The 17,951-nt window shown below is 63.0% G+C and carries 18 protein-coding genes; 5 read left to right on the top strand and 13 right to left on the bottom strand.

Annotated features, from left to right (window positions below; genetic code table 11):
- Positions 1-25: 25 nt before the first annotated feature.
- On the top strand, positions 26-1,003 hold the full coding sequence (locus tag IHV84_RS02395) for an asparaginase (RefSeq protein WP_198845655.1): 978 nt from the start codon (positions 26-28) through the stop codon (positions 1,001-1,003).
- A gap of 210 nt (positions 1,004-1,213) precedes the next feature.
- On the opposite strand, the gene adk is transcribed toward IHV84_RS02395, so the two are convergent.
- The 6 genes from adk to IHV84_RS02365 all read right to left on the bottom strand — a co-directional run bounded on the left by adk (position 1,214) and on the right by IHV84_RS02365 (position 5,279).
- Positions 1,214-1,870 (bottom strand): adenylate kinase, encoded by a 657-nt coding sequence (gene adk, locus IHV84_RS02390; RefSeq protein WP_044394792.1) that lies wholly within the window; start codon positions 1,868-1,870, stop codon positions 1,214-1,216.
- Between the two features lie 150 nt (positions 1,871-2,020).
- On the bottom strand, positions 2,021-2,863 hold the full coding sequence (gene kdsB, locus IHV84_RS02385; protein ID WP_066699384.1) for a 3-deoxy-manno-octulosonate cytidylyltransferase: 843 nt from the start codon (positions 2,861-2,863) through the stop codon (positions 2,021-2,023).
- On the bottom strand, positions 2,860-3,042 hold the full coding sequence (locus IHV84_RS02380) for a Trm112 family protein (RefSeq protein WP_044394786.1): 183 nt from the start codon (positions 3,040-3,042) through the stop codon (positions 2,860-2,862). Before IHV84_RS02380 ends, kdsB begins: the two co-directional genes overlap by 4 nt.
- 36 nt (positions 3,043-3,078) lie before the next feature.
- Positions 3,079-4,101 carry a tetraacyldisaccharide 4'-kinase gene (gene lpxK, locus IHV84_RS02375; RefSeq protein WP_233099669.1) on the bottom strand — a complete coding sequence of 341 codons (1,023 nt, stop codon included), beginning with the start codon at positions 4,099-4,101 and terminating at the stop codon, positions 3,079-3,081.
- Positions 4,102-4,193: 92 nt separating this feature from the next.
- Entirely contained in the window at positions 4,194-4,628 is a 435-nt protein-coding gene (locus IHV84_RS02370; protein WP_044394781.1) for a biopolymer transporter ExbD, read from the bottom strand.
- An 18-nt stretch (positions 4,629-4,646) separates the two neighbouring features.
- Positions 4,647-5,279: a MotA/TolQ/ExbB proton channel family protein gene (locus tag IHV84_RS02365; protein ID WP_044394778.1), complete on the bottom strand. Its 633-nt coding sequence runs from the start codon at positions 5,277-5,279 to the stop codon at positions 4,647-4,649.
- Positions 5,280-5,631: 352 nt separating this feature from the next.
- On the opposite strand from IHV84_RS02365, the gene xseA reads away from it, so the two are divergent.
- Both xseA and IHV84_RS02355 read left to right on the top strand, forming a co-directional pair.
- Positions 5,632-6,951, top strand: a complete 1,320-nt coding sequence (xseA, locus tag IHV84_RS02360; protein ID WP_198845653.1) for an exodeoxyribonuclease VII large subunit — start codon at positions 5,632-5,634, stop codon at positions 6,949-6,951.
- Positions 6,952-7,139: 188 nt separating this feature from the next.
- Complete coding sequence (locus tag IHV84_RS02355; RefSeq protein WP_066690166.1) at positions 7,140-7,721, top strand: superoxide dismutase; 582 nt, start codon at positions 7,140-7,142, stop codon at positions 7,719-7,721.
- An 84-nt stretch (positions 7,722-7,805) separates the two neighbouring features.
- Here IHV84_RS02355 and IHV84_RS02350 read toward each other — a convergent pair whose 3' ends face one another.
- Positions 7,806-8,282: a DUF192 domain-containing protein gene (locus IHV84_RS02350; protein WP_198845652.1), complete on the bottom strand. Its 477-nt coding sequence runs from the start codon at positions 8,280-8,282 to the stop codon at positions 7,806-7,808.
- A 267-nt stretch (positions 8,283-8,549) separates the two neighbouring features.
- On the opposite strand from IHV84_RS02350, the gene icd reads away from it, so the two are divergent.
- Positions 8,550-9,809 carry an NADP-dependent isocitrate dehydrogenase gene (gene icd / locus IHV84_RS02345; RefSeq protein WP_198845651.1) on the top strand — a complete coding sequence of 420 codons (1,260 nt, stop codon included), beginning with the start codon at positions 8,550-8,552 and terminating at the stop codon, positions 9,807-9,809.
- A gap of 177 nt (positions 9,810-9,986) precedes the next feature.
- Here the strand turns inward: icd and mmsB are convergent, their stop codons facing one another.
- The 5 genes from mmsB to IHV84_RS02320 all read right to left on the bottom strand — a co-directional run bounded on the left by mmsB (position 9,987) and on the right by IHV84_RS02320 (position 14,994).
- Positions 9,987-10,868 carry a 3-hydroxyisobutyrate dehydrogenase gene (mmsB, locus tag IHV84_RS02340; protein ID WP_198845650.1) on the bottom strand — a complete coding sequence of 294 codons (882 nt, stop codon included), beginning with the start codon at positions 10,866-10,868 and terminating at the stop codon, positions 9,987-9,989.
- A gap of 116 nt (positions 10,869-10,984) precedes the next feature.
- Complete coding sequence (locus IHV84_RS02335) at positions 10,985-11,473, bottom strand: TfoX/Sxy family protein (RefSeq protein ID WP_198845649.1); 489 nt, start codon at positions 11,471-11,473, stop codon at positions 10,985-10,987.
- A gap of 200 nt (positions 11,474-11,673) precedes the next feature.
- Positions 11,674-12,840, bottom strand: coding sequence for an acyl-CoA dehydrogenase family protein (locus IHV84_RS02330; RefSeq protein WP_198845648.1), 1,167 nt, complete (start codon positions 12,838-12,840; stop codon positions 11,674-11,676).
- Between the two features lie 53 nt (positions 12,841-12,893).
- Positions 12,894-13,271 carry a lysozyme inhibitor LprI family protein gene (locus IHV84_RS02325; protein WP_082758716.1) on the bottom strand — a complete coding sequence of 126 codons (378 nt, stop codon included), beginning with the start codon at positions 13,269-13,271 and terminating at the stop codon, positions 12,894-12,896.
- 199 nt (positions 13,272-13,470) lie between these two features.
- Positions 13,471-14,994: a CoA-acylating methylmalonate-semialdehyde dehydrogenase gene (locus IHV84_RS02320; protein WP_198845647.1), complete on the bottom strand. Its 1,524-nt coding sequence runs from the start codon at positions 14,992-14,994 to the stop codon at positions 13,471-13,473.
- Between the two features lie 167 nt (positions 14,995-15,161).
- On the opposite strand from IHV84_RS02320, the gene IHV84_RS02315 reads away from it, so the two are divergent.
- Complete coding sequence (locus IHV84_RS02315; protein ID WP_066694741.1) at positions 15,162-16,061, top strand: LysR family transcriptional regulator; 900 nt, start codon at positions 15,162-15,164, stop codon at positions 16,059-16,061.
- A gap of 40 nt (positions 16,062-16,101) precedes the next feature.
- On the opposite strand, the gene IHV84_RS02310 is transcribed toward IHV84_RS02315, so the two are convergent.
- Complete coding sequence (locus tag IHV84_RS02310; protein ID WP_198845646.1) at positions 16,102-17,820, bottom strand: PAS domain-containing sensor histidine kinase; 1,719 nt, start codon at positions 17,818-17,820, stop codon at positions 16,102-16,104.
- Positions 17,821-17,951 lie beyond the last annotated feature (131 nt).

Raw genomic sequence — 17,951 nt, 5'->3', positions numbered from 1 at the left:
TTGACCAGTTTTTTGGAGTGCGCAAGTGAGTAAGCAAAAAATCGTCGTTTTTGGCACGGGTGGCACGATTGCCGGCAAGGCAGCTTCCATGTCTGACAACGTGGGCTACAAAGCTGGTGAGGTCGCGATAGGCGAGTTGTTGGCGAATATTCCCGGCATGCAGGCGGCGTTGCAAGGCCACGAACTGGTTGCACAGCAAGTGGCGCAGATCGATAGCAAGGACATGGGTTTTGACGTGTGGCGTGCACTGGCGATGGGCTGCCGGGATGCGATGGCAGACCCTGACGTGCGCGGTATTGTCATTACCCATGGCACAGACACGCTCGAAGAAACTGCCTGGTTTCTGCAGTGCATCTTGAGCCCCGAGAAGCCCGTGGTGTTGACCAGTGCCATGCGTCCTGCGACGGCTTTGTCGCCCGATGGGCCGCAAAACTTGCTGGACGCTGTGGCTGTCGCCTTGGAGCCAGATGCCAGGGGCGTGCTGGCAGTGGCTGCAGGCACCGTTCATGAAGCGCGCTGGGTTCACAAGGCGTTTCCCTACCGGGTCGATGCGTTCAGTTCTGGTGAGGCGGGGCCTTGCGGGTGGGTAGAAGAAGGCCAGGTGCGCTGGCTGCGGCGCCCCTCAACGCAGGCCAATTCAACCCACACAGCCCTGTTGAATGATCTGCCTGCGGCGCAGGGTTGGCCTTGGGTTGAGGTGGTGCTGAGCGCCGCAGGCTCCAGCGGCCGTGCGGTAGATGCATTGGTAGACGCGCAGGTGAAGGGCCTGGTGGTGGCTTCCACGGGCAATGGATCACTGCACCATGAATTGAAGGACGCGTTGCTGCGCGCAAGTGAGCGCGGTGTTCGCGTCGTCAAGGCAACCCGTTGCGGCCAGGGTCAGTCCTTGGTGGGGGATTTGGGGGACTTCCCCAGCTATGCCGGGCTCTCCCCCATCAAGGCAAGGGTGGCACTGTTGCTTGACTTGCTTGCAGAGCGGGGCGCTCAGAATTCCGGCGTTTGATCTCTGTCGTCACAGGCTGCGCTGTCTCGCTACCGCCTTGTATCTGCTGCTTCGATAGCCGAGGCACTGATGGCAAGAGCACACACCGATTGGGCTGGCTGAACGCAAAAAGCCCCGGCAGGCTGGGTGCCTACCGGGGCTTTTGAGGGGCGTAGTCCAGAGCAATGTGCAGAAGTGCCTGCTGCATCACGCCGGATGGCATGGCAGAACTCAGCTGCTCAGCGCTTCCAGGGCGCGCGCCGTGATTTCTTCGACGCTGCCGGTGCCGCTGATGGCACGGTACTTGGGAGCCAGCGATGGCTCGCTCTTGGCCCAGTTGCTGTAGTAATCCACCAGGGGGCGGGTCTGGTCGCTGTACACCTGCAGGCGCTTCTTGACGGTTTCTTCCTTGTCGTCTTCGCGCTGGATCAGGTCTTCACCGGTGACATCGTCTTTGCCTTCCACCTTCGGAGGATTGAACTTGACGTGGTAGGTGCGGCCACTGGCGGGGTGGGAGCGGCGGCCGCTCATGCGTTCGATGATGGCTTCGAAGGGCACATCAATTTCCAGCACGTAGTCCAGTTTGACGCCGGCAGCCTTCATGGCATCGGCCTGGGGAATGGTGCGGGGGAAACCGTCGAAGAGGAAACCCTTGGCGCAGTCGGGCTGGGCAATGCGCTCTTTGACCAGATTGATGATCAGTTCATCGCTGACCAGTGCACCGGCCTTCATCACGGCATCGGCCTGCAGGCCCAGTGGTGTACCTGCCTTGACTGCTGCGCGGAGCATATCGCCGGTAGAGATTTGCGGGATGCCGTACTTCTGGCAGATGAAGGTGGCTTGCGTGCCCTTTCCGGCGCCCGGCGCGCCCAGCAGAATCAGTCTCATGGAGGTCCTCAAGGTTAGAAATCGTGTGGCACGGCTAGCAGGGGCGCGGTGCGGCGTCCAGGATGCCGTGCTCTTGTGGCGGGCAAGGATAGCATGTGACAGCTTGGCTCTGGCTTACGCTTGGCACTTGCGCCACCCCTTGCACGCGGCTCAGTGGGCTTGGCCCTGCAACGCCAAAATAGCGCGAACTTTTTCGAGGTCTTCGGGGGTGTCCACACCGGGGCCAGGGGCCGAAGCGGCGATATGGACGGCAATGCGGTGGCCATGCCACAGGGCCCTGAGCTGCTCCAGTGCCTCGACAGCTTCCGTGGGCGCCGGGGGCAGCTGCGGAAACTGCCTCAGAAAACCGGCCCGGTAGCTGTAGATGCCGACGTGGCGCAGCGGTGCAAAGCTTGCAGAGGCGCTGCGCACGGCAGGTGCCATCTGTTCTTCATGCCACCAGGCCAGATCGGATTGGTCTCTGGACCACGGGATGGGTGCCCGGCTGAAATAGTGCGCCATGTTGCGGGCGTCCAGCACCACCTTCACCACGTTCGGGTTCAGGTAGTCGGCTTGCGAGGCGATGGCATGCGCGGCCGTGCCCATGCTGGCATCGGTGTGGGCCGACAGCAGCGCCGCCACTTCGTCGATCAACGCAGGATCCATCAGGGGTTCGTCGCCTTGCACGTTGACGACGATGTCGTCACCCTGCAAGCCCAGCTGGGCGCAGGCCTGGGCGAGGCGGTCGCTGCCGCTGGCGTGGTCTTTGTCCGTCAGCAGGGCTTGCACGCCGTGCTGCTGGCAGGCTTGCAGGATGAGTTCGTCGTCTGCCGCCACGACCACGCGCTCGGCCTTGCTTTGCTGTGCGCGTTGTGCCACGCGCACCACCATGGGCAGGCCGGCAATGTCTGCCAGGGGTTTGTTGGGCAGGCGCGTCGATGCCAAACGTGCCGGAATCAGCACGGTGAAAGCCGACGGGCTGGTGGATGCGGGCGGCTTTACGCCGTGGCTCATGCCTCCAGCTCCTCGTCAGTCAGGGTGCGTGCCTCGTTTTCGAGCAGCACGGGAATGCCATCGCGCACAGGGTAGGCCAGACGCGCGCTGCGGGAGATCAGCTCTTGGGTCTCCTTGGCATAGGTCAATGGGCCTTTGGTGACTGGGCATACCAACAGTTCGAGCAGCTTGGGGTCCATGGCGGGCAATTCAGAATCAGACAGGGGGCCATGCGCTCAGCGCGCAGGCGGGGTGGTCGATGATAGCGGCGCTGCAAGCGCCAGCAATTGATCTTTCAGGCCCTGCAAAAAACGCGCGTCCAGCGCTAACTCCAGCGGTACGGCCAGTGCGTCGGGGTGCTTTTTCCAGAGTTTGACGGCGTCTTTTTCAGTGCAAATCAGCACTTCGGCATTGCTGGATAAGCGCGACCAGCTATCAAAATCATAGTGATCTGGCAGGGCTTCTGCCTGTGCCAGCGTCAGGCCGGCTTCCTCCAGCATGGCAAAAAAGGCACCCGGTTGGCCAATCGCTGCCACGGCATGCAGGGGGCGGCCGCGCAGGGTGCTCAGCGCAACGGCTGTGCCGTCTGCCGCCACGGCATGGTCGGCCAGGCGGCGGTGGACGGGAAAGGCTGGAGCCTTTGAGCCGCCCTTGTTGCCACCAGTGGCGGCAGGCGGGGGAGGGGTGTCGCCCGCGTAAAGCACCCAGTCCACGGGGCGCGGCCAGGGTTCGCGCAAGGGGCCTGCGGGCAGTAAAAAGCCATTGCCCGTGCCTTGTGCGTTGAAGATGCAAATGTCGATGTCGCGTGCCAGGGCCAGGTGCTGCAGGCCATCGTCACATACCAGCACGTCGGTGTCCGGGTGCTGCGCCAGCAGCGCACGCGCCGCCTGAATGCGCTGGCGGGCCACGTACACCGGCACTTGGCATTGGGTAGCGATCAGCAAGGGTTCATCGCCGACTGCACTGGCCTCAGCATGGGGCAGCACAGCGCGGCAGTCCGTGGTGGTACGGCCGTAGCCGCGCGATATGACGCCGGGGCGCAGCCCCTGGCTCTGCAGGTAGCGCACCAAGGCCATCACCACCGGGGTTTTGCCCGACCCTCCCGCCACCACATTGCCCACCACGATGACCGGCTTGCCGGGATGCTGGGAACGGAGCGCGCCCATCTTGTAGAGCGCTGCACGCAAGGCGATCAGGGCGCGGTAGAGCTGGGACACGGGCCACAGCGTCCAGCTGCGCAGGTTGCGGTGCAGCCACATGGCTGGCCAGCCCTGCGGAGCACTGCCAGCGGCCTTGGTCTGCGCGGCCTGCCCGGTAGAAGGGGGCAAGGGCGGCTGCGTTGCCATGCCGCTCAGCGGCTGCCCGCGCGAGTGCCCGCGGTGGATTGCGTGGCGAAGGTGATCTGCGTCAGCCCCACGCGCCGGGCAGCTTCCATCACGGTGACCACGGACTGGTGGGGGGCCGTTGCATCTGCGCTGATGATCACGACGCTGTCTTTGCCGGCACTGGCAGCGCTGCGCAGCGCCAGGGCCACGGCGTCCACGCTTTTGCCTTCGACGCCGGTTTTGTTCACGGCATAGCGGCCATCTGCCGCCACTGCCACGATGACTTCCTTGGGGTGGTCACGCTGCTGCTCGGCGTCGGCCACGGGCAGGGTCAGCTGTAGCTCGGTGAATTTGCTGTAGGTGGTGGTCAGCATCAGAAAGATGAGGATCACCAGCAGCACGTCGATGAACGGGATCAGGTTGATCTCGGGCTCATCCTTCGCACGGGGGCGGAAGTTCATGGGCATACCCCGCGCTGCTTACTTGCGGTGGCGCAGGATGTGGCGCACAAACTGCTCGGACGCCAGCTCCAGGGTCAGCAGGTAGGCATCCACGCGGCCACGGAAGTAGCGCCAGAAGATCAGCGCAGGGATGGCGACAATCAGACCAAACGCCGTGTTGTACAGGGCAATAGAGATGCCGTGCGCCAGCTGCGCAGGGTTGCCGCTGCCCATGGCACCGGTTCCGCCCGTTTGCGAGCCAAAAATCTCGATCATGCCGATGACGGTGCCCAGCAAGCCCAACAAAGGCGCTGCAGAGGCGATGGTGCCCAGCGCGCTCAGGTACTTTTCAAGCCGGTGGGCCACGGCGCGGCCGCTGCCTTCCATGGTGGCGCGCAGGTCAGCCTCGCTGCACTGGGGGTTGTTGTTGAGTGCGCGCAGCCCGGAAGCCAGCACCTCACCCAGCGCAGAGCTTTGGGCCAGCTGGTTCACCACGTCGGGCGTGGGCAGCGAACGCGACGAAACGGTGATGGCTTCATCCAGCAGCTTCGGGGGCGCGATGCGCGCTGTTTTCAGAGAGATGAAGCGCTCGCAAATCAAGGCCAGCGCCAGGACAGAGCAGGCAATAAGGGGCCAGATGGGCCAGCCTGCGGCTTGTATGATGGACAGCAATTCTCTCTCCGCTCGGATGTAGTCAGCCGGCAATTATGGCCCACGTGGCTGGCGCTTTGAGGTCACAAACCGTTACGAGAAATCTGCCAGTCTGGCATGTGCCACTCGCTCACAAAATCTGTGGATAACTTTGTGGGTAAGCGGGTGGGTATCCCACTTGAACCCGCGCCAATCCGTGCTTGGAACAGATTGCTGAAAAATTGAACAGCAAAAATGTCTTATAAATCAATAACTTGTACGTGTCTGCTTGTTTTGCACGGTGTGGGTGTCTCGGGTCCATGTTGCACTGCTGCACGCCCCCGGTTGTGGAGTACTGACCCCGCAGGCGCTCTGTCAACCCCAGGGCTGGGCTATGTTTGAGTCGCCACAGCCCGCAGCGGCGCCGCGAATCTGGGAAGTTGGCGCGCTGTGCCGCGCCATTGCTGATGCGCTGGAGGCCCGGTTCAATCCTGTCGCGGTGCGCGGCGAGATCACCGGCTTCTCACGCGCATCCAGCGGGCATTGCTACTTTTCGATCAAGGACGCCAACGGCCAGTTGCGCTGTGCCATGTTCCGCCGGGCGGCAGGCCTGCTTGACTTTTCGCCGCGCGATGGGGAACTGGTGGAAGTGCGCGGGCGCCTGGGGGTGTACGAGGCCCGGGGCGATCTGCAGTTCATCGTTGAAAGCATGCAGCGCGCGGGGCAGGGCGCTTTGTTCGAGCAGTTCCTGCGCCTCAAAGCCCAGCTGGAAGGCGAAGGCCTGTTCGACCCGCGCCGCAAACGCCCGCTGCCGGTGCAGCCACGGGGCATCGGTTTGATCACCTCACTGGGCGCAGCCGCCTTGCACGATGTGGTGACAGCCCTGCGGCGCCGCGTGCCGCACATCCCGGTGGTGCTCATCCCTGCGCAGGTGCAGGGCGCCGCAGCGCCCCAATCCATGGTGACCGCCCTGCGGCAGATGTACGCATTGGCTGAAGGCGAAGCCCCGGCAGACGGCGAAACAACCCCGGTGGTGGATGTGATCTTGCTGGTGCGCGGTGGTGGGTCGATGGAGGACTTGTGGGCCTTCAACGACGAGCAACTGGCGCGCACCATTGTGCAAAGCCCGGTGCCGCTGGTCAGCGGGGTGGGGCACGAGACCGATTTCACCATTGCCGACTTTTGCGCCGACCTGCGCGCGCCCACCCCCACGGCAGCCGCCGAACTGGTGGCCCAGCCGCGCGAGGTGTGGCTGGGCGCCCTTGATTTGCTGGCCGACCGGCTGGAGAGCGCCGTGCAACGCCAGATCGACCTGCGCCACCAGCGGCTGGACCAGGCTGCGCAGCGGCTGGGGCGCCCATCGGGCCTGGCTGCGCGCGAGCAGTTGCGCCTGGCCCGCTGCGCGCAGCGCCTGCGGCACGGAATGCTATTGAATTTAGAGCGGCTAACGCTTAAGCACAAAGCGCTGGAGGCCGATTTCGCTCAAAAAACGGCGCGCCACATCGCCCTGCAGTCTGACCGGCTGGAACGCGCCCGCATGCAGTTGGAGCTGCTGAACCCGCACCTGGTGCTGCAGCGCGGCTATGCCCTGCTGACCGACAGCCACGGCCACGCGGTGACCAGTGTGGGCCAGGCCCGCCTGGGCGATGCCTTGCGCGCCACGCTGGCAGACGGGGTGCTGGACGTGACCGTAGACCAGCCCCGCCTGCTGTAACGCGCTGCGGCGGTGGTAGCGCCGTGCGTTACGGGCGAATGACCGTCGCCTGATCGCCACTTCTCAGCACAGGGCTATGGATCTTTCTACAATGCCAAGTCGCGTCAAACTGCGCGCCAGCGCGGCGGCCCGCTGCCAGCAGACGGCTGCCGCTCTTCCTGCATTGCAAACCACGAGGAATCACCACCATGGAACATACCCTGCCCCCGCTGCCCTACGCCATCGACGCACTGGCCCCTCACTACAGCCAGGAAACGCTGGAGTTCCACCATGGCAAGCACCACAACGCCTATGTGGTGAACCTGAACAACCTGCAAAAGGGCACCGAGTTTGAATCGATGACTCTGGAAGAGATCATCAAGAAGTCCTCCGGCGGCATCTACAACAACGCAGCCCAAATCTGGAACCACACCTTCTTCTGGAACTGCATGGCCCCCAACGGCGGCGGCGAACCCACGGGCGCCCTGGCTGAAGCCATCAACGCCAAGTTCGGCTCTTATGCCGCTTTCAAGGAAGCCTTCGTCAAGAGCGCCGTGGGCAACTTCGGCTCGGGCTGGACATGGCTGGTGAAGAAGGCTGACGGCAGCGTGGACATCGTCAACACCGGCGCTGCTGGCACGCCCCTGACCACCGCCGACAAGGCCCTGCTGACCGTGGACGTGTGGGAACACGCCTACTACATCGACTACCGCAACCTGCGTCCCAAGTTCGTGGAAACCTTCCTGGACAAGCTGGTCAACTGGAAGTTTGCCGAAGCCAACTTCGCCTGATGACTGGTTTCACCAGAGCATAAAAAAACGGCCGCAAGGCCGTTTTTTTATGGGCGCAGCCCGCGCGGATAGCGGGTCAGCGACTCATTTCTTGGCGTTGAACACGACTGCATTCACCAGCTTGCTCCCCGGCTTGATACCCTTTTGCGCAAACCAGCCCTGGTTCATCTCCAACACGTAGCGCACGGGCTTGGCAGAGCAGTGCGAGTCTTCGGTTTGTGGCTTCATGTCGGCCAGGTTCACGATGGTGCCGTCATCGGCCACAAAGGCCGCAGTCAGTGGCAGCAGCGTGTTCCTCATCCAGAAGCACTGCGTGGCGGGCTGTTCAAACACGAACAACATGCCTTCATGTGCGGGCATTTCCTTGCGGTGCATCAGGCCGGTTTGGCGCTCCTGGGGCGATGCCGCCACCTGCGCCTCAATGCGGTGCATGCCCGCCGTGATTTCGATGCGCGGCAAGTTCATTTGGGGTTGGCCTTGGGCGGCGGCGGGGGCTGTGCTGGCCAGGGCAATCAGGCTGGTGGCAAGCAGCCGGGCGGTGGCGGGTGAAAGGCGGGGCATGGTGGCTTTCAGGAAAGGTTGCTGGGTTGCGCGCTGCGCGACTGGCCCGCATTTTCATCGAACTCTGGCGGGCGCCGCCGCGGGTTTGGAGGCTTGTGTTTGGAGGCTTGCCCTGGGTGCAGGTTCCGCGTTGTGCGCCGGGCCGAACAACAGGCCCTAAAATGAAAAAGTTTGCCGCCTGGCCGGGCGCTTGCCGCCCGCAGGCCATCCCGCTAACCCCTGATTCACCGGTTGAACCCTGTTTAGCCGCTACGGAGACCCTTGCCCATGACCACTTTCCAGCACATCCAGGTTCCTGCCGAGGGGCAGAAGATCACCGTCAACGCCGACATGTCGCTGAACGTGCCCGATCAGCCCATCATCCCGTTCATTGAAGGCGATGGCGTGGGCCGCGACATCACGCCCGTGATGATCAAGGTGGTGGATGCTGCCGTGGCCAAGGCCTACGGCGGTAAGCGCAAGATCCAGTGGATGGAAGTGTTTGCGGGCGAGAAGGCCACCCGCATCTATGGCCCCGATGTGTGGCTGCCCGACGAAACCCTGCAGGCCGTGCGCGACTACGTGGTGTCCATCAAGGGGCCGCTCACCACGCCCGTGGGCGGCGGCATCCGCTCGCTGAACGTGGCCCTGCGTCAGGAGCTGGATTTGTACGTGTGCCTGCGCCCCGTGCAGTACTTCAAGGGCGTGCCATCGCCGCTGAAAGAGCCTGAAAAGACCAACATGGTCATCTTCCGCGAGAACTCGGAAGACATCTACGCGGGCATTGAATTCCCCGCCGAGTCCGACAAGGCCAAGAAGCTCATCGCGTTTTTGCAGAATGAACTGGGCGCCACCAAGATCCGCTTCCCCAACACCTCGGGCATCGGCATCAAGCCCGTCTCGCGTGAAGGCACCGAGCGTCTGATCCGCAAGGCCATTCAATACGCCATTGACCACAACAAGCCCAGCGTGACCATCGTGCACAAGGGCAACATCATGAAGTACACCGAAGGCAGCTTCCGCGACTGGGCCTACGCCCTGGCGCAAAAGGAGTTTGGCGCCGAGCTGATCGACGGCGGCCCATGGTGCAAGTTTGCCAACCCCAAGACGGGCAAGGAAATCATCATCAAGGACAGCATTGCCGATGCCTTCCTGCAGCAGATCTTGCTGCGCCCCGCCGAGTACTCGGTGGTGGCCACGCTCAACCTGAACGGCGACTACATCTCTGACGCGCTGGCCGCACAGGTGGGCGGCATCGGCATCGCGCCGGGCGCCAACATGTCCGACTCGGTGGCCTGCTTTGAAGCCACCCACGGCACCGCGCCCAAATATGCGGGCAAGGACTATGTGAACCCCGGCTCTGAAATCCTCTCCGCCGAGATGATGCTGCGCCACATGGGCTGGAAGGAAGCGGCCGACCTGATCCTGACTTCACTGGAAAAAGCCATTGGCAGCAAGAAGGTGACCTACGACTTTGCCCGACTGATGGACGGTGCAACCCAGGTGAGCTGCTCGGGCTTTGGTCAGGTGATGATCGACCAGATGTGAGCCGCGTCACTGCAGGTCGGTGCACCACCCATCTGCCATCCCTGGCGTTGAGGCTCTTCGCTAGGGGTTGATGTAAAAAAGCTGCTAGCGCTTATGTAAAAAGCGCTAGCAGCTATTTTTTTGATAGTGAACTTGCGGATGCGGTAGTCGCCCACCACATCGGATCACTTCAGCGGCTTACTTCAATACCGTCTTGATGATGCTTGAGAAGTCCAGCGCACCATTGCCGGCGATCGAGTGCATGGCATACAGGTTGCGCGCCAAGCCGCCCAGTGGGGTGCTGGCCTTCACTGCTGCAGCGTTCTCTTGTGCCAGGCCCAAGTCCTTGAGCATCAGGTCCGTGCCAAAACCGCCCGCGTAGCCTTTGCTGGCAGGCGCGGTTTCCATCACGCCGGGGTAGGGGTTGTACTTCTCCAACGCCCAGTTGCCGCCCGAGCTGCGGCGCATGATTTCGCTCAGCACCTTGGGGTCCAGGCCGTTGGCTACGCCCAGGGCAATGGCTTCGCTGGTGCCTGCCATCAAGATGCCCAGCAGCATGTTGTTGCAGATCTTGGCCGTCTGGCCTGCGCCCACGGCGCCTGCGTGGAAGATGTTGGCGCCCATTTTTTCGAGGATGGGGCGGGCGCGTTCCAGGTCGGCTGTGTCGCCGCCCACCATGAAGGTGAGGGTGCCTGCGATGGCGCCGCCGGTGCCGCCGGACACAGGGGCGTCGATAAAGGCCACGCCCTTGGCTTGGGCGGCTTCGGCCACCTTGCGGGAGGTGGCGGCAGCGATGGTGGAGCAGTCGATGATCAGCGTGCCTGCGGGTAGCTGGGCCAGCAGCTCGCCCGCGCCTAAAAACAGGCCTTCCACATGCTGGCTGGCGGGCAGCATGGTGATGACGACTTCGGCGCCTTGCACGGCGGCTTTGGCGTCGGCGGCGATGGGCACGCCGTCTGCGGCCAGCTTGTCGCGGGCGGGTTGGGACAGGTCAAACGCGCGCACTTCGTGGCCTGCCTTGTGCAGGTTGTGTGCCATGGGGCCGCCCATGTTGCCGAGGCCGATGAATGCGATTTTCATGTGTTGTCTCCTGTGGTCGGTCTAAGGTGAAGTGAAAAGTGATTGCTATTGAATTGGTAGCTGCTGGCGCTTGTTGGATAAGCGCTGTAGGCCTTTTTGACTGTGATTGCTCTGCATCAGTCGTCCTCGTCAAAAATGCTGTGCCGTTTGCCTGCGTTGCCTGCTTTTCCTGATGGCCCCTTCGGCGCGGTGGCTGACTTTTTGGCCGCTGCCTTGGGCGCAGTGTTGGCTACTGTTTTCGCTAGCGTGGGCTTGCGGCGCGGCGATGCCTTGGCCCGCGGGTTGTAGGCCAGGGCTTCGTCCAGCCAAAAGCGCCACTGCGCCCGCGTGGCGTAGCCGTTGGGCTCCACCCAGAAGTAGCCTTGCATGCAGCCGCCGGGCGAGAGTTCGCGGGTGTTCTGCATCTCTTGAAATTCGCCATGGCGATCTGGCGGCAGGCGCACCAGCAACTCTTCGCCCTTCACGCCCATGCACAGCTTGCCGTCTACAAAGAAGCAGTAGCAGCCAAACATGGTGCGCTCGTCCACATCGCTGCGCTGCGCTAGGGCCGTGCGCAGGGCACCGATGAGGTGCAGGGTTTCGTCGCTGAGTGGGCGGGTGGCCATGGCCTTGAGTGAAATAGGGCTCTTCTAGCGAATAGTAGTGATGGAAATCGCCGCACGTCTGTAAACGACGATTTCGACGTACGACATTTATCGAGTGCATCACTAGCATTCGCTAGAAGAGCCTGAAATAGGCCGCTAGCGCTTGATGGGTAAGCGCAGGCAGCTATCAAAAACAGCGCGTTCAGGCGAGCGCTGGGGCATCAGCGAATCACCTCCGGCGCATCGCCATCGAGCATGCGGCGGGCGATGATGACGCGCATGATTTCGTTGGTGCCTTCCAGAATCTGGTGCACGCGGGCGTCGCGCAGCAGGCGCTCCAGCGGGTATTCGCGGATGTAGCCGTAGCCGCCGTGCAGCTGCAGGGCCTCGTTCACCACGGTAAAGCCTGCATCGGTGGCAAAGCGCTTGGCCATGGCGCAGTAGGTGGTGGCGTCGCGCGCCCCGGCGTCGAGCTTGCTGGCGGCCAGGCGCACCATTTGGCGGGCGGCGACCAGCTCGGTAGCCATGTCGGCCAGCTTGAACTGCAGGGCCTGAAAGCTGGCGATGCTTTTGCCAAACTGCTTGCGGTCTTGCATGTATTGCTGCGCCTGGGTGAGCGCGCCCTGGGCAGCGCCGACGGAGCAGGTGGCGATGTTGATGCGCCCGCCGTCCAGCCCCTTCATGGCGATCTTGAAGCCTTCGCCTTCTTGCCCCAGCAAGTGGTTGGCGGGGATGCGCACGTTGTCAAAGCTGATGGTGCGGGTGGGCTGGCTGTTCCAGCCCATCTTGTGTTCTTTTTTGCCGTAGGTGATGCCGGGCGCATCGGCGGGCACGGCAAAGGCGCTGATGCCGCTGGCGCCGGATCGCGCATCACCGGTGCGGGCCATGAGCACCAGCACATCGGTGCTGCCTGCGCCGCTGATGAAGGCCTTGCTGCCGTTGATGACGTATTCGTTGCCCACCAGCTCGGCGCGGGTTTTGAGCGATGCGGCGTCAGAGCCCGCGCCGGGCTCGGTCAGGCAGTAGCTGGCGAGCTTTTGCCCGGTGGTGAGCAGCGGGCCCCAGTGGTCGCGCACGGCGGGCTGGGCCCAGGTGCCCAGCATCCAGGTGGCCATGTTGTGGATGGTGATGAAGGCGGTGGTGCTGGGGTCAACCGCCGCCATTTCTTCAAACACCAGCGTGGCATCCAGGCGGGGCAGGGCGAGGCCGCCTGCGGCTTCAGGCGCATACAGGCCGCAAAAGCCCAGTTCGCCCGCCTTGGCGATGGCGTCTTTGGGGAAGATGCCTTCGGCGTCCCACTCGGCCGCGTGCGGGGCCAGTTCGGCCAGGGCAAAGTCGCGGGCGGTTTGGGCAAAGGCGCGTTGTTCTTCGGTCAGCTCAAAGTCCATGGCGTTGTCTCTTGTGTTGTTGTGGGGCTTTGGGTGAATGGGGCGTCAAGGCCTCAGGGCTTGGCTGGGCTGTCGTTGCTCAGCCAGCGCATCAGGCCTTTGCGCCGCTCTTGCGTCTTGCGCGTGAGGCACTGGTGGTACAGGCGCGGGCCTTCGGGCTGGGTTTCGGTGGCTTGGGTTTCGCGCTTGCATTGCACCGTGCGCTGGCGCACCCAGGCGGAATGTTCTTGCCGCAGTTGCGGGCGTTCGTGGGCCGACAGAGCGCGCATCACGTCTTCGTACAGGATCTGGATGGTGGTGTCTGCGGCTTGAAAGTCTTGCACCGCGCAGGCATTGACTTCGGCAACCGTGCCGCCGGGTTGGCAGGCAGCGCCAGCCTGGGCGAGGGCCAGGCTACCCATCTGCATCACGCACGCAGTACCGAAGACCATGGCCCATCTCCGCATCGTCGTTGTCTGAAAAGTTTGCATGCGCTGCTTTTACCACCGCCTGCAGTGCTCGAAACCGGCGCTGCCCAGGCCAGTGCCACCGTGCAAGAGCCGCCATCCAGAGGTTCAGGCACGGGTGGCGTCCCCCTTCCCGCGCAAAGCGCGAGAGAAGGGGGAAGGCGCGCAGCGCCTCAGGGGGATGTCACTTCAAGCTGATCGTGGTGTTCACGCCCTGGCTCACGGTGCTGTCGTCAAACCAGCGTGCAGTCACCGTCTTGGTCTGTGTGTAGAACATCACGACTTGCTTGCCGTAGGGGCCCAGGTCGCCCAGCTTGGAAGCGCGCGAACCGGTGAACGAGAAGATTGGCACGGGCACAGGAATTGGCACGTTGATGCCGACCTGGCCCACGTCGATCTCTTCCTGGAACTTGCGCGCTGCTGCGCCGCTTTGCGTGAAGATGGCCGTGCCGTTGCCGTTGGGGTTGGCGTTGATGAATTCAATGGCTTCGTCCAGCGTGTCGGCAGCGGCCAGGCACAGCACGGGGCCAAAGATTTCCTGGCCGTAGATGGACATGCCGGGCTTGACGCCGCTGAAAATCGTTGGGCCCACGAAGTTGCCCTTTTCGTAGCCGGGCACGCTGGGGTTGCGGCCGTCCAGTTCCAGGGTGGCGCCGTCGGCAATGCCGCGCTCGATCAGGCCCACCACGCGGTCGCGGGCGGCGCAGGAGATCAGTGGGCCTACGTCGGTGCCTTTTTCCGTGCCGCCGCTCACCTTCAGGGTCTTGGCCTTGGCCACCAGTTCCGGAATCCACTTCTGCGATTCGCCCACCAGAATGACGACCGACAGGGCCATGCAGCGCTGGCCTGCGGCGCCAAAGGCGGCACCGGCCAGGGCGTTCAGGGTTTGTTCCTTGTTCGCGTCGGGCACCACGATGGCGTGGTTCTTCGCGCCCATCATGCACTGCACACGCTTGCCGTTGAGGCTGGCGCGGTTGTACACATGGGTGCCGACCTTGGTGGATCCTACGAAGCTGATGGCTTTGATATCAGCGTGGTCGCAAATGGCGTTCACGGCGTCTTCACCGCCATGCACCACGTTGAGCACGCCTGGGGGGGTACCGGCTTCAAGCGCCAGTTCGCACAGGCGCATGGTCACCATGGGGTCTTGCTCAGAGGGCTTGAGCACAAAGGTGTTGCCCGTGGCAATGGCCATGGGGAACATCCACAGCGGGATCATGGCGGGGAAGTTGAAGGGGGTGATGCCCGCGCACACGCCCAGGGGCTGCAGCACGGTGTAGGTGTCCACGCCATTGGCCACGTTGTTGGCCAGCTCGCCCAGTTGCAGGTTGCCAATGCCAGCGGCGTGTTCAACCACTTCCAGGCCGCGGAAGACATCGCCTTCTGCGTCGGGCAGGGTCTTGCCTTGCTCGGCCGTGAGCAGTGCGGCCAGCTCGCTCATGTTTTCACGGATCAGCTGCTGCAGCTTCAGGAAGATGCGCGAGCGGGTGCCGATGGGGGTCTTCTTCCAGGTCTTGAACGCTTCCTTGGCGCTGGCCACGGCGGCGTTGATTTCTTCGGGCGTAGCGAAGGGCACGCGGGCCAGCACTTCTTGCGTGGCGGGATTCACCACGTTGCGCCACTGCGTGGTTTGGGATTCAACAAACTGGCCGCCAATGAGCAGCTTGACGGTGGGGGCCAGGACGGCCGTGGATGTAGGTGCGTTCATGTTGTCTCCTCAAAGGGGTGCTTCAGGACAGCAGTGCAGTAGCAAAGCCAGCTGCCGCATGGTATGTGTGCAAAAAACAAATAACAATATGAATTTGTGCACTTTTGATCTGCAAAAATGCACATCGTATGCGGCGCATGAAACGGCCGCGAGAGAGGACGACTGGTATGGATTGGGACAACCTGCGCTATTTTCTGGAGCTGGCCCGTGCGGGCACGCTGGCCGCGGCGGCCCGGCGCCTGGCGGTGGAGCACACCACCGTGTCGCGCCGCATCCAGGCGCTGGAAAAGCAGATGGGCGCAGCGCTGTTTGCGCGCGAGGCCGGAGGGCACCGGCTGACCGAGGCCGGGCGCCAGTTGCTGCCGGTGGTGGAGGCGATGGAATCTGCAGTGATGGGCGCAGAACGCGCCGCACCAGCATCGCACGAGGGGCCCTCAGGCCTGGTGCGGGTGGGCGCGACCGAGGGGTTTGGCACGCTGATTTTGGCTCCACACCTGGCACAGCTCACGCGCAAGCACCCGCATTTGTCGATTGACCTGCTGGCGCTGCCGCGCATGCTGCACCTGTCGCGGCGCGAGGCGGACATCGTGATATCGCTGGAGCGGCCCACACGCGGCTCGGTCATCGTGAGCCGGCTTTCTGACTACAGCCTGTATCTGTACGGCCAGCGCGAGTATCTGGCCCGCAAGCCGCTGGTGGCCACGCGCGAAGACCTGCGCCACCATGCGTTCGTGAGCTATGTGGACGATTTGCTGTTCACCAAAGAGCTGCAGTTTCTGGACGCTTTGCACCAGCCCGAGCGCTTCGCGTTTCGCAGCACCAGCATCACGGCGCAATACGAAGCCGTGCGCGCGGGGGCAGGCCTGGCGGTGTTGCCTGCGTTTCTGGCTGACCGCGACCCGGTGCTCACGCGCGTCTTGCCGCAAGAAGGGCAGTTCACCCGCACGTTCTGGATGAGCATGCCGTCGGAATCCAAACACCTGGCACGTATGCAGGTAACCTGGGCATTTCTGCGCGAAACCGTGGCCGCGCAGCAAGAGTTGCTCAAGCCCAAGGCTGTACGTTAGGCGAGCGCTGGTGCCCCCCCCCCTGCGACCCGGCTGAGGATTAAGCGGGAGTAAGACCTGTTGGAGGAGTAGCGTCGCCCTGGCTCGGCGCGCTTGGCAAGGTCAACTCAACCCAGAAGCAGCTGCCCTTGCCCAATTCGCTCTCCACGCCCACGCGTCCGCCCATGCCTTCTACCAAGCGCTTGCAAAGCGCCAGCCCCAGCCCGGCGCCTTCAAAAGAGCGCGTCGCCGATCCGTCCATTTGCTCAAAGATCGTGAACAGCCGGGGTTGGTCTGCGGCGGCAATACCAATGCCCTGATCGATGACCCGCAACGACCATGTGGTGCGCCCGCCCGCTTCCTGGGCATGGATCTCCAGGCGGATGGCGCCGCTGTGGCTGAACTTCACGGCGTTGTCGAGCAGGTTCAGCAGCACTTGCTGGATGCGTTCTGCGTCACCCAGATGCCACTGTGCGGGCAGGCCTGATGCGGGCACGAGTTCCAGCGACAAGCCTTTTTGTGCCGCAAGCGGGGCGATCAGCCTTACCGAGCTGGCAGCCACCTCGGGCACAGACAAAGGCTCTTGCTGGAAGGGGACCTGGTGTGCCTCCAGCGCCGCCAGGTCGATCAGATCGTTGAGCAGCACCATGAGCTTTTTCGCGGCCGTTTGCACTTCTTGCAGCATGGGTCGCACATCGGCCACGGCCGCACGCTTCAGTGCCAGTTCCGTCATCCCCATGATGAGCGTCATGGGCGTGCGCAGCTCGTGCCCCATATTCGCCAGGAACACGGTTTTGGTGCGCAATGCGGCTTCAGCCGCCTGCTTGGCCACAGACAGAGCAGACGTGCGCTCCTTGACCCGCTCTTCCAGCAATTGCCGCTCTTGCTGCAGCACGCTCTCCAGGCGCACACGCTCTGTCACATCGCAGCCAATGCTGTGGTACCCAGCGGGCCGGCCACGGGCGTCGAAATAGGCCCGGCCAGTCATTTCAAACCAGCGAATTTCGCCGTTCTTGCAAGGCAGCGGCAGGATGGCTAGGCGTTCTTTCTGGCGAAGGGCCTGGTCCAGGCGCTGTGCGCCCTCGGCCGTCAAGATGGCGGAGATGGGCCGCCCAATCACTTCATGCGCAGGCACGCCGCGCAGTCGCTCGTCGGCAGAACTCACATCTGCCACCGTCATGTCTGGGTTGATGCGCCAGATCACGTCCTCGGCCCCTTCAGTGAGCAGCCGGTACTGCTGCTCGCGCTTGGACAGGTGCTTGTACAGGCGCTCGCCATGCGAAACGAAGATATGAAAACACATGCTGCACAACAGCGTTGCCAGCGTGAAAACGATCAGCGCGTGCTGCGTGTAAGGGTGGGGTTGGATGCTGTTGGTACCCAGCACCAGTGCCAGACTGGCAAACGTGTAAGCAATACCCGCTCGCTTGCCCAGCAGGATGTAACCAGTGCCTACCCCCGTGAGGAACCAGAGGGCTCGCAGCTCATTGGCCTGAGATTTCGTGAGTGCATAGGTGAACAGCAACAGCGCCGCCACCGTCATCACGACAGAGACCGCGACGTAGTGCTGGGGGGCTGTCCGCACAATCGCCCACAACGCCAGCATGAGCAATATGCCCCCCATCAGCACCTGGCTCCAATAGGGCGGCGGCACGATGAGCGGCGTCAGCCCCAGAACTAGCAGAACCAGGCTGAACCCCACATTGGCCAGCAGTATCCAGTTGAGCAGGCGTATCTGGAACGCACGCATGCTGATGACGCTGGGCAGGGAGATGGGCATGGTGCTCGCCACTTTGAGATGAAGTCTATATTTTATGTTTTTATCATAAATTTTTTTCAAATAAATCAAATTTTATGATTGCAAGCCGCGGCACATTTGGCTTGGTGCTGGGAAGAAGCAGCGCGCTGCCC

It is taken from the genome of Acidovorax sp. IB03 (genome assembly GCF_016406015.1).
GTDB classification, from domain to species: domain Bacteria; phylum Pseudomonadota; class Gammaproteobacteria; order Burkholderiales; family Burkholderiaceae_C; genus Acidovorax; species Acidovorax temperans.
This window is presented reverse-complemented; position numbering and strand designations above follow the sequence as displayed.